The sequence below is a fragment of the Paraburkholderia podalyriae genome (genome assembly GCF_014397785.1).
Taxonomy (GTDB): domain Bacteria; phylum Pseudomonadota; class Gammaproteobacteria; order Burkholderiales; family Burkholderiaceae; genus Paraburkholderia; species Paraburkholderia podalyriae.
The window spans coordinates 44,745-57,956 of sequence record NZ_VZQQ01000009.1; the positions used below are offsets into that span (position 1 = coordinate 44,745).

Below are 13,212 nucleotides of genomic sequence, written 5' to 3' on the forward strand. Positions count from 1 at the left end.
CAACGGTAAGACCTTAGAGCCGCTCCATGAACGTGGAGAGTCGCTGGCATTACAGTCGGCTAACGTCCGGCTCCATGGGCGCGTTTTGGCGTGGTATGAGGCGATTGGTGACTAGCAAGCGTCTGAAACGGCAGAACGATGGCCAGCAGGGACCGGTCGCGGCTTTGGCCTGAACCGCCGCTTTCATATGCAGACGACGCGTGTCAGCGGCCAGACACTTCCGCCACCTACAACGACCTGTTGCTCAGTGCAGCTTGACGTGCGGCGCCGTGCTTCGACGGAGCCGATGCGCGAGCGTATTGACGATCATGCGTGCATAGCCATGCAGCGCTGCAACATGCATCCGATATAGCGACAGGTACATGAAGCGAGCAAGCAGTCCGTCCACGAGCATGCTGCCGCCGATAAGGCCGCCCATCAGACTGCCCACCGCATTCGCGTGCCCGAGCGATACCAGCGAGCCGAGATCGCGATAGGCAAACTCCGGAAGCTTTTGTCCCTCGATGCGTCGCGCAAGTGCCTTGACTAAAAAAGATGCCTGCTGATGCGCCGCCTGAGCGCGCGGGGGAACATTGCGCTCGTAACCCAACCATGGACAGGCCGCGCAATCGCCGAATGCGAAGACATGGTCGTCGACACTGGTCTGAAGCGTGCGGCGCACATTGAGTTGTCCCAGATGATTGACGGTGAGCCCATCGAGCGTTGAAAGCACCGCAGGTGCCTTGATGCCCGCGGCCCACACTGTGAGATCCGCACGGATGGTCTTGCCGTTTTTCGTGCGGATCAGTCCGGGCGTGATCTCCGCGACCCGCTCGTCGACCATCAACTTGACGTTGAGTTTGCCAAGCAAGCCGGCTGCTGCGGTCGATACGCGTTCTTTCAACGCTGGCAGAATCCGAGGACCTGCTTCAATCAGCATGATTCCGACGTCGTGTGTGGGGTCGAGTCGATGCAGGCCGTATGATGAGAGTACCTTCGCCGTGTTGCGCAACTCGGCGGACAATTCCACGCCTGTAGCGCCCCCTCCGACAATCGCAACCTGGACACGAGGTGTGCGTTCGGCGGGCGTTGCACAAGCACTGCCCTCCCCGCTTTCTCGTTGTTGTTCGGCGCGAATGCAAGCTGCGATCAGGCGCTTGCGAAAGCGCTCCGCGTGAGCGACGGTATCAAGCGCGAGCGAGTTTTCCGCCGCGCCCGGTACCCCGAAATAGTGCGTTGTACTACCGATGGCAAGAATCAACGAGTCGTACTCGATCCGGCGCGGCGGCACCAGTTCGGTTCCGTCGTCATCGAGCAGGGGCGAGAGCAGAACGTGTCTCGAGCCACGATTCAGTCCGACAAGTTCGCCTTGCACGAACTGGAAACCGTGCCACTGGGCTTGCGCGGCATACGCCAGTTCCTGTGCGAACGGATCCAGACTTCCCGCTGCGACCTCGTGCAACAGGGGCTTCCAGATATGCGTCGGGTTGCGGTCGATCAACGTAATCGACGCACGTTGTGCGCCGCTTCTTCGCCGACCGCCATAACGATCGCCTAGCCTCGTTGCGAGTTCGATTCCACCCGCTCCACCTCCCACGATCACAAAACGATGCATGCAGATTCTCCCTGGTCGGCGACGCGCGGTACGGATATCCAGCACAACGGCTGAAACCAACTATCGCAGAAGCGCCGCGGCAGGAAAATCTCATAGTTCTGATGGCTGCCTTCAGGTTTTCTGATTGACGAACCACCACCGGCTCGTCGCAGTTGCGGCTCGGTCTCTGCAAACGCAACGCCCCGGCGTTTCCTTGACAGGAAGCCCGGGGCGTTCTTGTTCTGCCGAATGCAGCTCAGCGATGCGTTATGTGTTGCCGCAATACTCGCCGAAACAGGCGCCGTCACCGCTAGGGAAAAGATGACTCGCGACGCCGCTGTCAGCCCGCGGACTTCGTCTGCTCATGCAGTCAATTCCGTCTCTATTCTGCAATGCGCTTGAAACTGGCGTAGTAATCGTCGGTGTAATAGCACTCGCCGGTCTGCCTGCGCGGTCCACCACATACGATCCGACGCTGCCCGCGATCCGTCGCGCCCGGCGTGCGAACGGTGTAGGTGTGGTAGTAGCCGCGCGGATGCTTCGGCAGCAAAAGCGCACTGTTACGGAACAAGACGCCGTCGTCGCTGAACGGGAAGGGGCCGCCCGTTTTGATCAACCGCAGTGTTTCGGCTGCCTCTCCCGGCAATTGGGTCTTGGTGACGGTGGCCAGCGCGCCCGCCCCTTGCGCGCCTGATGCGGCGCTTGCATCGCTCGCGCTCTGGGATGGCAGAACCGGCGCCTGGCCTGCGGATGCGCCCGATGCCTCAGTGGCGTTTTGCGATGCCTGCTTGCCGCATCCGCCGAGGATCGCGCTCAATGCGACGATGCAGGAGAAAGCCCACGCTCTCTTCACGAAACGGTTCTCCCTTCGCTGACCAGAACCCGACGACCAGAATAGATGTAAAGGTATCGCTAATGGCAGAGCGAATCAACGTTCGATCGGAAATTGGCACTTTTCGACGACAATCTTGCCGGTTTTCCTGTCGCGAACATTCGTCGCATGCGACGAAAAAGGTCGGGGTATAAGATGAATCAACACATAGTTGCCGTTTGGAGCAGTCATGAAGCGGGCCATCAGGATCGACACAGATCGACTCAAGACATCACCGGGCATCGCTCCCTGTGCTACGGCCTCTTCATTCTCGCAACGTTGGTCCGGGTACTCGGCCGCTGGCTCGCGCCGCAGTTCACGATGGCCTGGATATACGCATCCGGTCTATGCTGGGCGGCCGCGCTGGTTCTCTATTGCGTTCGATGCGCAGCGTGGCTTTTCCTCGCCCGAGCCGATGGCAAGCCGGGTTGAATCAGTATTTTCCCCGATGCGTTCAGGAACGCGACATCCGTCCTGGCCGCTTCGTATGTCCACGATAGTCTTCATGTCGATCGAGGCCGGGATGAACCCGCCTGTCAGCGGTTGCTCGCTGACGAATCACCGGCTGCTGGATCTCCCGCTTGCCGCCGGTCACCAACGCCGTAATCAATCGCTCGCGCCGCGACAGCGGCGGCGCATCTGTTGATTGGCGGCATGTCGTCGAATCTGTCTACACCATGATGAATCCGTGCCGCATGCCGAGCATCACCGCTTCCGTGCGGTTGGTCGCACCGAGTTTGCCAAAGATGGAGGAGAGGTGAAATTTCACTGTGTTGTCCGAGATGTCGAGTTGCCGCGCAATCTCCTTGTTCCCGAGTCCGTCCGCGAGCATCGCCAGCACTTCGATCTCTCGTAACGTCAAGGCTTCGAGCGGTTCGCCGGATACCTTCTGGCGCGGCGGTCTCGTTCCGGCCAGCAGCCGTACGAGGACGTCGCGCGTCACCACACAAAGGCCTGCGGCGACGGCTTCGATGGACACGACGATTTCGGCTGGCATCGCGTTGCGCGGCAGGATCGCCGCTGCATCGGCGGGCAACGCATCGAGGATCCAGTCGCTGTCTGGGTCGTCGCTCAACAGGACCAGCGACGGTGACGCGTGCGAGAGTTCGAATAGCGTCTTGAGCGCGTCGCTCGCCTCCGGCGCGATGTCGGTGACGACCACATCCGGCACCGATCCGGCGAGGCAATCGACGAGCTTTTCGGCGTCGGCTGCGCTACCCAGGAACTCAAATGCTGGGTTCGCCTCGACGAGCGCTTGCAGGCTTGCGCGCTCTTGCCACGATGTCGCAATCACCACGACCCGTAAAGGCGCCGTCTGTACGGTCTGTCCATCCGACATTTCGTCGCTTCCCGGACTTTACCTGCACGAATTCCGTCGAGGTCGTTCGCCCACTGTTACCGAGCACGCGTGGCGTTCGCCACCTCGGATCAAGGCGATTTGCAACTGCTGCCCAATGTTTGCGGAGCCAAGTGCGGCACTCACGTCGCCAATGTCGCGGCAAGGCTTGCCGTCCAGTTCGATCAGTACATCGCCTATCAGCACGCCCGCCTGCTCCGCAGGACCGCCCTGCGCAAGCGAATTGATCAGCAAACCACTGCTGAGTGACAGGTTCATTTTATTGACCCAGGCGTCCAGCAGGCTGACCTGCTGCGTGCCGACGCCAAGGTAGCCGCGTGAGACGTGCCCTTTAGCCAGCAGTTCATCGGTGACACGCTCCACGGTCATTCCCGGAATCACCATACCGGCGCCGCGCATCAGTGCCGAGGTGCAGATGCCCATGACCTGCCCGCGCATATCCGAGAGGGCCGCCCCGGAGAAACCTGGGCGCAGACCGCCGTCCAATCGCACGAACGCATCGAGTTGTCCGCCTTTCCACGTGCGCCAAGGACCACCTATGCTGCCGATCACGCCAAAATCAGCGCTGATGCCGGAATCGTCCGCACGTGCGACGGCGAGCGCAAGATGACCCGGCTTCAGTGAGTGGGCATCGCCGGAATCGATTGGGTCCAGGTCCGCGCCGTCCAGTTTCAGCACGCCGACGTCGGACCCCAGATCCAGGCCCGCGAGGACTGCGGCGACCGTACGGCCGTCGGTCAATGTAACTTCGATCCCGTCCTCACGCCTGATCGTGTGGGCAGCCGTCACGACGACGCCACGTCGCCAGATTACCCCACTCGACGGCATGCGATGTCGGCCATGTACTGCCACGACACTCCGCCCGACTCGCGCGACAATGTCTGCCAGATTGTCCGACAGATCCATCAAAGGATTTCCGCTTGAGGATGTGGTTTCCATTTCAATTCCCCTGCCAAATGCGTGCGACCTGCTTGTGCCCCACGTCGTCGTTTGCTCACCTGTCCAGGTAGCGTTATGACGACGTGTTCACAATGACAGAAGGACGGAGGGCGCACACCACCCAAATGGGTAGCCGGGCAAATGCGGTGAGGATGTCACGGTGCAACTTGAGGCAGAGATCGGCCACTATTGTCATTCACTCCAAACTGCGGTTAGCGCCGCCCGCTGCGGCCCCATACATAGCGCACCCACCGCTGCCACCGGCTTTGCGGCGGAGCGGGTGAATTGCGCCGAGTCTGCACTTCACGGTCGCGCTGGGCGGAGCTCCGCACCTGTTCGTGGATTTGCCGCAAGGTCATGCCGCCCGGGCCTTTCAGTTGGTCGGGATCGGCAGCAGCATCGGAATCGGGATCGGGATCGTCTGTCATCAGAGTCGCCTGTTCGTGATGAGGCGACTTGATCTTGATACAGATGCGCAATAGCAGCAAGTTGGACGCAGATTGCCGACCGGTGCGTAGTCCGACAGGCCTTGCCCGCGTGCCGTTCGTGAAGTAGATTTTTCTAATGAGGTCCGAGGCGGCCTTCCAAAGGTATTAAGCGTCTTGCGGCATGTTGCTGTCGACCTGCATCTCGCGGTCGACTCGCTGGGCGATGCCGAAAAGGCGATTGACATTCTACGAAGGGCCTAAGCGTCCGGCATGGCGGCGAATCCAATGCCGGAAGGACGCCGCGAGTGATGAAGACACCGACGACAAGAAGGCGGGTACTTTGGGCGCTCTTGCTCTGCACCATCGTGACCTGCATGGCAGTTGGCGGGGCATTGCTGTTCGAGCTGTCGGTGATCGGCCATGCGGTGAGCGATTTCCGCCGGGATACGGCAACAGCGCAAGCAGGCATCGCGCATGGCGAGCCGGCTACGCCCGAGGAGCGCATCAATCCGCCCTATCTCAGGCAGTACGGGTTGGACCGCAACCTGTACAAGGACATTCACGGAAACTTTTCGCCAACAGGTGCTGACTGGCGGCAATGGGGATTGCGCACCAAGGTTGCAGCCACTTTGATGTGGCTGGGTCACGATCCACCGGGAACGTGGTGGACCTACGTTCAGATCAAGTGCGTTGACCGGTTTCCTCAAGCTCACGCCGACGACGAGCCGATCGTCGATGTTGCCGACGCTTGCCTCGGCGAGCCGCATTGATCGACGCACAGGCTTCGAGCGATTCACGCAGCCACGCCACCCGCCACGCAGCGCGGACCCGGCTAATTTCCCCTGGTCATTTCCGATCATCGGAACGGCCGGCACCGAGTGCCTCGAGCAACGGCCGGAGGGCATCCAGTTCCGCGCCGAAGCCGCTCCAGTCTCCCGCCTTTAGTCGCTCGATGGCGCGGTCATAGTGGGCAAGTGCCTCTCTCGCGCGAGCGTCCACTGTGCCCTGGTGCGGCGATGCCGCCTGCGCGGTCTCCTTGAAAAGCGCCGCAAGCGCTTCACCCAGGCTGTCCTCCATCACCACCCCGTCACCATAGGCGGCAATCACCCGCTTCAACTCCGGCAACTGACCGGACGCCGCGCGCAAATAGAGCGGAGACACGTAGAGGATCGAGTTCTCGATCGGCACTACCACAAGATGACCGCGAATGACCCGTGAGCCCATCTGGTTCCACAGCGAGATCTGCTGCGAGATTTCGGTATTCTGCTGAATCCGTGCTTCGATCTGAAACGGCCCATAGACCAGCTTGTCCTTGGGAAAGATATACACGATGAGCTTGCCGTACCCGGGCGGATCGCAACGCGCCGCCAGCCAGGCGATCATGTTCTCCCGCTGGCTCGGCACCATCGGCAGCATCAGGATGAACTCGGCGCGTGCGTCGCCGGGGAGCCGCATGATCGTGTAGTACGGCGGCATCGTGCTGGCGGCGCTTCCGCCATCCATTCCGACCAGCTCCTGCGGAAACTGCCACAGATCCTCGCGGTTGTAGAAAACCTCCGGCACATCCATGTGATAGGCGCGGTAGAGCTGCGCCTGGATCAGGAACAGGTCTTCGGGGTAGCGGATATGCTGCCGCAGCTCCGGTGGCATCAGATTCAAAGACTTGAACAACCCCGGGAAGATGCGCTCGTATGTGCGCAGCAGCGGATCGGCGGGATCACTGACGTAAAAATCGACCGTGCCGTTGTATGCGTCGACCACGACCTTGACCGCGTTTCGGATGTAATTCGCGCCGTCGCCGAAACCCGGCCGCGAGTAAGGAAACCACTTGCTAACGGTGTAGGCGTCCTGTATCCAGAAAAGGCGCCCATTGCTTGCGACGACATAGGGATCATGGTCGAGGGTAAGGAACGGCGCGATCGTACGCACGCGGTCCTGAATGTTGCGGTGAAGCAGAATCCGGCTCTGGTCCGTGATATAGCCGCTCAGCAGGATGTTCGGATCGTCCAGCTGCCAGGCGAAGAGACTGCGGCGCCCCACACCGCCGAGGGTGACGCCGTCGCGCCCGCTATACCTCGTGTAGGCATTGGCCGGCCGTTGGGGATAGTCGAATTCAGCTAAATTGCCGTTCACGATGACATAGTCTTGCCGCCCTTCACTGAAATAGAGACGCGGTTCGCGAATGACCGGGCCGCCGTTGGAGACGGGCGGAATATCGTGCAGATAGAAGAAGGGTAAGCCTTCGGTGGATTTCTCGGTGACTGGCGACATCACGACGCCGATGCCGTGAGTAAAGATAAGGTGCAGGTTCACCCAGGTTTGGGCGTTGGGCGGGAGCATCGCCGGTTCCAGTTCACGCGCCGACAGCATCACCTGCCTGTATCCGGCGTCAAGCTGATAGCGGTCGATGTCCACCGAAAGAAATTTGTAGTAAGTCCTGATCTCCTGCAACTGTGCATAGGTATCCATCAGCGGTTGCACATCCCATAGCCGGATGTTGTCGATGGTCGCCCGATTGGCCTGCAGCGAGTCGAGCGTCAGTCCCTGCTCGGCCTCAAACGGTTTAACCTCGATCTTCGCAAGGCCGTAAGCCTGTCGCGTTAGCGCGATAGTGCGCTCGATATAGGGTGTTTCCAGTTTCAGCTCGCTCGGTTTGACATAGAAACGTTGAAACAACGATGGATAGATCACAGCGAACACAAACGAACTGCCGAACACGAGCAGCGCGAGTACGGCAGGCTGCACATAGCTCCGGCGGCGCATGTTGATCCAAAGGGCGACGGATGAGGCCGCGGCAAGGCCGACGAGCATCCACAGGACCGGCAACTCGACGTGGACATCGGTATAGCTGGCGCCGACGACGACGCCGTTGTCGCCATAGAGCAGCAGAAAGCGGTCGAGCCACCACGACCAGGCCTTCACCGCAAAGAACAAACCGAGCAGTGCCGAACCATGAGTGAAGGCGGCGGCCGAGAGCATTCGTGGTGGCCGCTCCAGCGCGATGTCCCCGCGCAACCCGTAGACAGCGCCTGCCACAATCGCGCTGCAGAAGAGCAGCTGCAGCAGCCAGTTCTTGAGTGCGACGTACGCGGGGAGCGAGAAGAGATAAAAGCTGATATCTCTGTCAAAGAGCGGATCGCGCTCGCCAACAGGCACCTGATAAATGAAGCGAAGCACGATGTCCCAGCTCGAGACTTCGCTAGCGGCGATAAGCAGCCCAATGACCACCGCTGCGCAGGCAATGGTGGCGCGCCACGGAACGCGCGGCGCGATCAGTTCTGACAGATCGCCGGCAACTTCCGTCGCGCGCCACGGTGCGGCTGCTTCCGCTCGCAAGATATCGACGTCCCTCGCGTAACGATGCGCCAACATCCCGGACAGCCATATCGCGTACGCAGAGACTGCGAACACCGCGGCAAACAGCATCGCTCTCGCGGAAAGCATGGTCCAGAAAACGCCACCATAGCCGATCGAAGAGAACCACAGCCAGTCGACCAGGATCCCGGTGATGCGGCCGACGACAATCAGACCTGCGATGACGGCCATCGCCGCGATTGCATAACGTCTCAGGCGTACGCCGGTCTTCAGTCCCGACCGCATGGTCCCTCCTGTGCTTGTCGTCGCCCATGCCCTGCTGCGAGTGGATCAATCGCGCACTGCCGATCTGCCGGGAGCGCAGCTAAACGGCCTGCCAACGCAGCCCGGATAGTCAGCGCATAGCCGCCCCATGACCTGTGTGACCCGAGTTCGGATGGAGCGGGTTCAGACCGGTTGAATTATTGTAGTTCGGTGTGGCCATTGACATTGGCACCGCTTATAACGGTCGCGCAGCGTACCCGAGCTGGAAAACAGGTGCGAGAATCGTGATTCAACGACAGGTTTCCACGCCTGCAGCGGAGTACGAAATGAACGACCTCGATGACTTTCAGCGCTTCCTCGATGCACAAAACCCGGTATACGCCCAGGTATGCGATGAACTGAAGCATGGACGTAAGCGAAGCCACTGGATGTGGTTCGTGTTTCCCCAAATCCATGGGCTCGGCGCAAGCGCAATGGCTCAGCGATTCGCGCTTTCGTCGCTGGCCGAGGCGCAAACTTATCTGCGCCACCCGATACTCGGCCCACGGCTGCGCGAAACGACGCAACTGGTCAACCTTGTCGGCGACCGCTCCATCGAAGAGATTTTCGGGTATCCGGATTACCTCAAGTTTCGCTCGTCGGTCACCCTGTTCGCGCGCGCCACCAACGACAACGACGTGTTTGTCGAAGCTTTGCGCAAGTATTTCGGCGGAGAAGCCGATCCGCGAACTCTCGAGCTGCTCTAGACCATAGTCGTGGCCAGCCCGCGCACCGGGGCGCAGCGCACTGCGCAATTCTGGTTGCGGTGCGGCGTGTCGTCACTGCCCGTTCGGGTCGGCTGCACGGGAGCGGTAGAGCAGCAGGTGATCGGTGCCCGATTCGGACAGCCAGAGCTCGCCCGGACGGCCCATCATCTGACGCACGTTCGCGTGGTCACGCGGCAACGGCAACACGTCGAACCGCTCGGCACGCGGATCAAAGCGCACTAGCGCGTTAGCGCTCCATTCACTGAGCCAGACGATATCCTGGTCGTCGACGAATATTGCGTACGCGTGCGGCTCGTTGCCGGGCAGTCGCCATTCGCGCCATTGATGCGTGGCGGGATCGAAAACGCCGACTTTTCCCGCGTTCCATTCGCTGACCCAGACGCGCCCCCTGGAATCGGCCCACACGCGGCGCGCGCCCTGGTTCGGCGTTGGTGGCTCAATGACTTGGGCCGCACCAGTCGAAAGGTCGATGCGACCAAGATAGTTCCCCGCCAGTGACGCGAAATACAGATCCCCGGAGCGGGTCACGCAGATACCATAGGGCCCGGCGCCGCGTGGTGCATCGAAGACGCGCATGCGTGCTCGCTGTGGATCGAGTTCGCCGTAGATACCACTTTGCCCGGTAAACCACAGATGCCCCTGTTTGTCGAACACCGCAGTGTTCAGATTCGCGTCTGACCTGTCCTTGGGCAGCGGAAATCGCGTGACGGCGAGCGTCTTCGGATCGATGCGCACGATGGCGTTCTGGCCGCCGTCCGTAACCCACGCCGCACCATTGGGGCCGACGATCACGCCATGCGGCGCCGATCCGGTGCCGAGCGCGATCGTGTCGATTTTGCCGCTGCGCGGGTCCAGCCGCCCGACCACTCCGCGCGCCTGCGCGGTGTACCACACCCTGCCGTCATGCGCCGGTGCAACGTCATGCGGTGCACTGCCGGCAGGGACGGCGAAGCTCTCGAACGACGGCGGCTGTGTTTGAGCCTGCGCGAGGCCAATGCTGCCTGTAGCGACGGCGCATATAGCAAGCGGAATCGCAAGCCGGACAGTCGATTGCCGCGTGGTGGAATGTACCGACGGCAGAAACCCGAAGAGCCGCGCTGCTGCACACGCCAGATAGAAAATCGTAGCGGACCGGCGGGCAGGGTTTGAGAAGTGTTTGAAGTCGAAACTCGCATGGTCCGCGTCCACCACCGCAAATACTGATCGGCAATACCGGTCCATCACCGCGGCATGCCACGGAATAATCGCGAAGATCCACCAAAGAAGCCCCGCAAGTAACAGCGAATGAATCAGCATGAGCGGCCTCGATAGCTGCTTATCGCGGTTAACGTATCACGTAAGTGGTCGAATCCTGAAAGACTGACGCGGCCACCACTGATCTGTTTTCTGCAGATAGCGGGTTACCTAGGAAACCCCGATGAAAGCTATTTGAAATAAGCGTAGCGTTCGTTAGAAGTGAGTCCCGCGACCGCGCACGCGTCGCCGTGGCTGAATCGGCACAACCAGCCACGACGCAGGCCGGCGCAGCGCATGCCGCCCAATGAGTAATGAACGCTACCGGGTTTGTGCCCGGCCCTTCCTACGAGCGGAGCCTTCGCATATGCGAATGGCTTCGCATTTTTATCGAACCCGTCGCAACCGCGTCGCTGCTCGTGCGCACACGCCCGGCCCCAGGGTAAATACAGATTCGACGGTGCAAAAAAGCTTTATAGAATGGCAAACATTAGCAAGGAGCAACGTTACTTGCTATATATTAATTAAGATGCCTCGCAAAGCCCGGAGACACCATGCAGATCGACTACCAAACGATGCGATTCGACTACGAGCGAGCCGCCGAGCACGATGGCGGTGCGCCGCTCACCTACCCGGTGGTCGTAGTCGGGGCGGGTCCGGTCGGGCTGACCGCGGCCATCGATCTGGCCCAGCAGGGCGTTCGCGCCGTGCTGCTCGACAACGACGACACGCTGTCGAGCGGTTCGCGCGCAATCTGTTTCGCGAAACGGACGCTGGAAATTTTCGACCGGCTCGGCTGCGGCGCGCGGATGGTCGACAAAGGCGTGAGCTGGAACGTCGGCAAGGTGTTCCTGCAGGATGAGCTGATCTATACCTTCAACATGCTGCCCGAGACAGGCCACGCGCGCCCTGCATTCATCAATCTGCAGCAGTACTACGTCGAGGGCTATCTGGCGGACCGCGCGAAACAAACCGCGAATCTGCAGATGCGCTGGAAAAGCAACGTCATCGGTCTGACCCAGCAAAACGACTATGTCGAGTTGCAGGTCGAAACGCCGGATGGCATTTATCCGCTGCGCGCGCAATATGTGATCGCCGCAGACGGCGCGCGCAGCGCGGTGCGCAAGGCACTCGGCCTCGACAGCCACGGTCGCACGTTCAAGGACCGCTTCCTGATCGCGGATGTGAAGATGAAGGCGCCGTTTCCCACCGAACGCTGGTTCTGGTTCGATCCGCCCTTTCATCGCAATCAATCGGTTCTACTGCACAGGCAGCCCGACAACGTCTGGCGCATCGATTTCCAGCTCGGCTGGGACGCCGATCCAATCGCGGAAAAACAGCCCGAAAAAGTGATTCCGCGCGTGAAAGCACTGCTCGGCGACGACGCCGAATTCGAGCTCGAATGGGTCAGCGTCTACACGTTTTCGTGTTTGCGAATGGACAGTTTCCGGCATGGCCGCGTGCTGTTCGCGGGCGATTCGGCGCATGGCGTGTCGCCGTTCGGCGCGCGCGGCGCGAATAGCGGCGTGCAGGATGCGGACAATCTTGCCTGGAAGTTGCGACTCGTCGTCAATGGCGACGCACCGCCCGCTCTGCTCGATACCTATGCGTCGGAGCGCGAATATGCCGCGGACGAAAACATCCTGAACTCATCGCGCGCCACTGACTTCATCACGCCGAAAAGCGCGGTCTCGCGGATGTTCCGCGACGCCACGCTGAAGCTCGCGAAAACGTGCCCGTTCGCGCGGCGCATGGTCAACAGCGGCCGTCTGTCGGTGCCGGCGGTTCTGCGCGACTCACCGCTGAACACGCCCGACGCCGACGCATTCATTGGCGCGATGGTGCCGGGCGCCGCATGCACCGACGCGCCCGTCGAGGTCGATGGCGAAGATGCCTGGTTCCTCAATCAGACGGGCCATGGTGGCTTCACTGGGGTGCATTTCTGCGGCCACGGAGACGACCTGACGACATGCGCCGAACAGCTTGGCGCGCTCGCGCGCCTCGCGGTTCCCGTCCATTCGCTGATCGTCGTGCCGCGTGGCGCGGCCGTGACCGCTCTGCCCGACATGCCGCACGTCAAGGTGATCGAGGACGGCGAAGGCATCGTCACGCATCGCTTCGATGCGCGGCCCGGCACGTTTTATCTGCTGCGTCCGGACCAGCACGTGTGCGCGCGCTGGCGCGCACTCGACACCGCATCGGTCGCCAAGGCCGTGGATCGCGCAACCTGCAACGGATAACCATCATGACCAAGCTGAACATCGAAACGAACATGGCCGATCCCGATGCGTTCTATCAAAAGCTCATCGACGCGCACAGCGGACTGACCGACGAGCAAAGCCATTTCATGAACGCGAAGCTGGTGCTGCTGCTCGCAAACCACATCGGCGATGCCGACGTGCTGCTCGAAGCGCTCGCGCTGGCGCGCGCGGATTGACCCAGCGGATTGACCCGGCGGGTTGGCC

13 protein-coding genes are annotated in these 13,212 nt (G+C 61.0%); 6 read left to right on the plus strand and 7 right to left on the minus strand.

All coding sequences use genetic code 11. The annotated features are described in order from the left end of the window. Positions 1 to 244: 244 nt before the first annotated feature. Both F6X42_RS12640 and F6X42_RS12645 read right to left on the minus strand, forming a co-directional pair. On the minus strand, positions 245 to 1,594 hold the full coding sequence (locus tag F6X42_RS12640) for an NAD(P)/FAD-dependent oxidoreductase (RefSeq protein ID WP_187634547.1): 1,350 nt from the start codon (positions 1,592 to 1,594) through the stop codon (positions 245 to 247). 361 nt (positions 1,595 to 1,955) lie between these two features. Next, complete coding sequence (locus F6X42_RS12645; RefSeq protein WP_187634548.1) at positions 1,956 to 2,426, minus strand: ribonuclease; 471 nt, start codon at positions 2,424 to 2,426, stop codon at positions 1,956 to 1,958. 174 nt (positions 2,427 to 2,600) lie between these two features. Here F6X42_RS12645 and F6X42_RS12650 point away from each other — a divergent pair, with 174 nt between their 5' ends. After that, entirely contained in the window at positions 2,601 to 2,876 is a 276-nt protein-coding gene (locus F6X42_RS12650; RefSeq protein ID WP_246530087.1) for an NnrS family protein, read from the plus strand. Positions 2,877 to 2,949: 73 nt separating this feature from the next. After that, complete coding sequence (locus F6X42_RS12655) at positions 2,950 to 3,090, plus strand: hypothetical protein (protein ID WP_187634549.1); 141 nt, start codon at positions 2,950 to 2,952, stop codon at positions 3,088 to 3,090. A gap of 24 nt (positions 3,091 to 3,114) precedes the next feature. Here F6X42_RS12655 and F6X42_RS12660 read toward each other — a convergent pair whose 3' ends face one another. The 3 genes from F6X42_RS12660 to F6X42_RS12670 all read right to left on the minus strand — a co-directional run bounded on the left by F6X42_RS12660 (position 3,115) and on the right by F6X42_RS12670 (position 5,168). Then, a complete protein-coding gene (locus F6X42_RS12660) occupies positions 3,115 to 3,783 on the minus strand; it encodes a response regulator transcription factor (RefSeq protein WP_187634550.1) in 669 nt (222 codons plus the stop codon). Between the two features lie 18 nt (positions 3,784 to 3,801). Then, positions 3,802 to 4,707, minus strand: coding sequence for a S1C family serine protease (locus tag F6X42_RS12665; protein ID WP_187634721.1), 906 nt, complete (start codon positions 4,705 to 4,707; stop codon positions 3,802 to 3,804). A gap of 245 nt (positions 4,708 to 4,952) precedes the next feature. Beyond that, complete coding sequence (locus F6X42_RS12670; RefSeq protein ID WP_187634551.1) at positions 4,953 to 5,168, minus strand: hypothetical protein; 216 nt, start codon at positions 5,166 to 5,168, stop codon at positions 4,953 to 4,955. A 308-nt stretch (positions 5,169 to 5,476) separates the two neighbouring features. Here F6X42_RS12670 and F6X42_RS12675 point away from each other — a divergent pair, with 308 nt between their 5' ends. Beyond that, a complete protein-coding gene (locus F6X42_RS12675; protein WP_187634552.1) occupies positions 5,477 to 5,938 on the plus strand; it encodes a hypothetical protein in 462 nt (153 codons plus the stop codon). Positions 5,939 to 6,014: 76 nt separating this feature from the next. Here F6X42_RS12675 and F6X42_RS12680 read toward each other — a convergent pair whose 3' ends face one another. After that, the gene (locus tag F6X42_RS12680; RefSeq protein ID WP_187634553.1) at positions 6,015 to 8,768 is read right to left on the minus strand and encodes a UPF0182 family membrane protein; all 2,754 of its coding nucleotides are present in this window, start codon (positions 8,766 to 8,768) and stop codon (positions 6,015 to 6,017) included. A 305-nt stretch (positions 8,769 to 9,073) separates the two neighbouring features. Between F6X42_RS12680 and F6X42_RS12685 the strand changes: the two genes are divergently transcribed. Continuing rightward, positions 9,074 to 9,493 carry a DUF1810 domain-containing protein gene (locus F6X42_RS12685; protein WP_187634554.1) on the plus strand — a complete coding sequence of 140 codons (420 nt, stop codon included), beginning with the start codon at positions 9,074 to 9,076 and terminating at the stop codon, positions 9,491 to 9,493. A 72-nt stretch (positions 9,494 to 9,565) separates the two neighbouring features. Here F6X42_RS12685 and F6X42_RS12690 read toward each other — a convergent pair whose 3' ends face one another. Then, positions 9,566 to 10,810, minus strand: coding sequence for a Vgb family protein (locus F6X42_RS12690; RefSeq protein WP_246530073.1), 1,245 nt, complete (start codon positions 10,808 to 10,810; stop codon positions 9,566 to 9,568). Positions 10,811 to 11,301: 491 nt separating this feature from the next. Here F6X42_RS12690 and F6X42_RS12695 point away from each other — a divergent pair, with 491 nt between their 5' ends. Both F6X42_RS12695 and F6X42_RS12700 read left to right on the plus strand, forming a co-directional pair. Next, the gene (locus tag F6X42_RS12695) at positions 11,302 to 12,987 is read left to right on the plus strand and encodes an FAD-dependent oxidoreductase (protein WP_187634555.1); all 1,686 of its coding nucleotides are present in this window, start codon (positions 11,302 to 11,304) and stop codon (positions 12,985 to 12,987) included. A gap of 5 nt (positions 12,988 to 12,992) precedes the next feature. Beyond that, positions 12,993 to 13,184 carry a DUF2783 domain-containing protein gene (locus tag F6X42_RS12700; protein WP_187634556.1) on the plus strand — a complete coding sequence of 64 codons (192 nt, stop codon included), beginning with the start codon at positions 12,993 to 12,995 and terminating at the stop codon, positions 13,182 to 13,184. Positions 13,185 to 13,212: the final 28 nt, after the last annotated feature.

Excerpts from the sequence above, each read along its gene's own strand:
- F6X42_RS12640 (WP_187634547.1), bottom strand. The coding sequence starts at position 1,594 with ATGCATCGTTTTGTGATCGTGGGAGGTGGAGCGGGTGGAATCGAACTC.
- F6X42_RS12650 (WP_246530087.1), top strand. The coding sequence starts at position 2,601 with ATGAATCAACACATAGTTGCCGTTTGGAGCAGTCATGAAGCGGGCCAT.
- F6X42_RS12655 (WP_187634549.1), top strand. The coding sequence starts at position 2,950 with ATGTCGATCGAGGCCGGGATGAACCCGCCTGTCAGCGGTTGCTCGCTG.
- F6X42_RS12660 (WP_187634550.1), bottom strand. The coding sequence starts at position 3,783 with ATGTCGGATGGACAGACCGTACAGACGGCGCCTTTACGGGTCGTGGTG.
- F6X42_RS12665 (WP_187634721.1), bottom strand. The coding sequence starts at position 4,707 with ATGGATCTGTCGGACAATCTGGCAGACATTGTCGCGCGAGTCGGGCGG.
- F6X42_RS12670 (WP_187634551.1), bottom strand. The coding sequence starts at position 5,168 with ATGACAGACGATCCCGATCCCGATTCCGATGCTGCTGCCGATCCCGAC.
- F6X42_RS12675 (WP_187634552.1), top strand. The coding sequence starts at position 5,477 with ATGAAGACACCGACGACAAGAAGGCGGGTACTTTGGGCGCTCTTGCTC.
- F6X42_RS12680 (WP_187634553.1), bottom strand. The coding sequence starts at position 8,768 with ATGCGGTCGGGACTGAAGACCGGCGTACGCCTGAGACGTTATGCAATC.
- F6X42_RS12685 (WP_187634554.1), top strand. The coding sequence starts at position 9,074 with ATGAACGACCTCGATGACTTTCAGCGCTTCCTCGATGCACAAAACCCG.
- F6X42_RS12690 (WP_246530073.1), bottom strand. The coding sequence starts at position 10,810 with ATGCTGATTCATTCGCTGTTACTTGCGGGGCTTCTTTGGTGGATCTTC.
- F6X42_RS12695 (WP_187634555.1), top strand. The coding sequence starts at position 11,302 with ATGCAGATCGACTACCAAACGATGCGATTCGACTACGAGCGAGCCGCC.
- F6X42_RS12700 (WP_187634556.1), top strand. The coding sequence starts at position 12,993 with ATGACCAAGCTGAACATCGAAACGAACATGGCCGATCCCGATGCGTTC.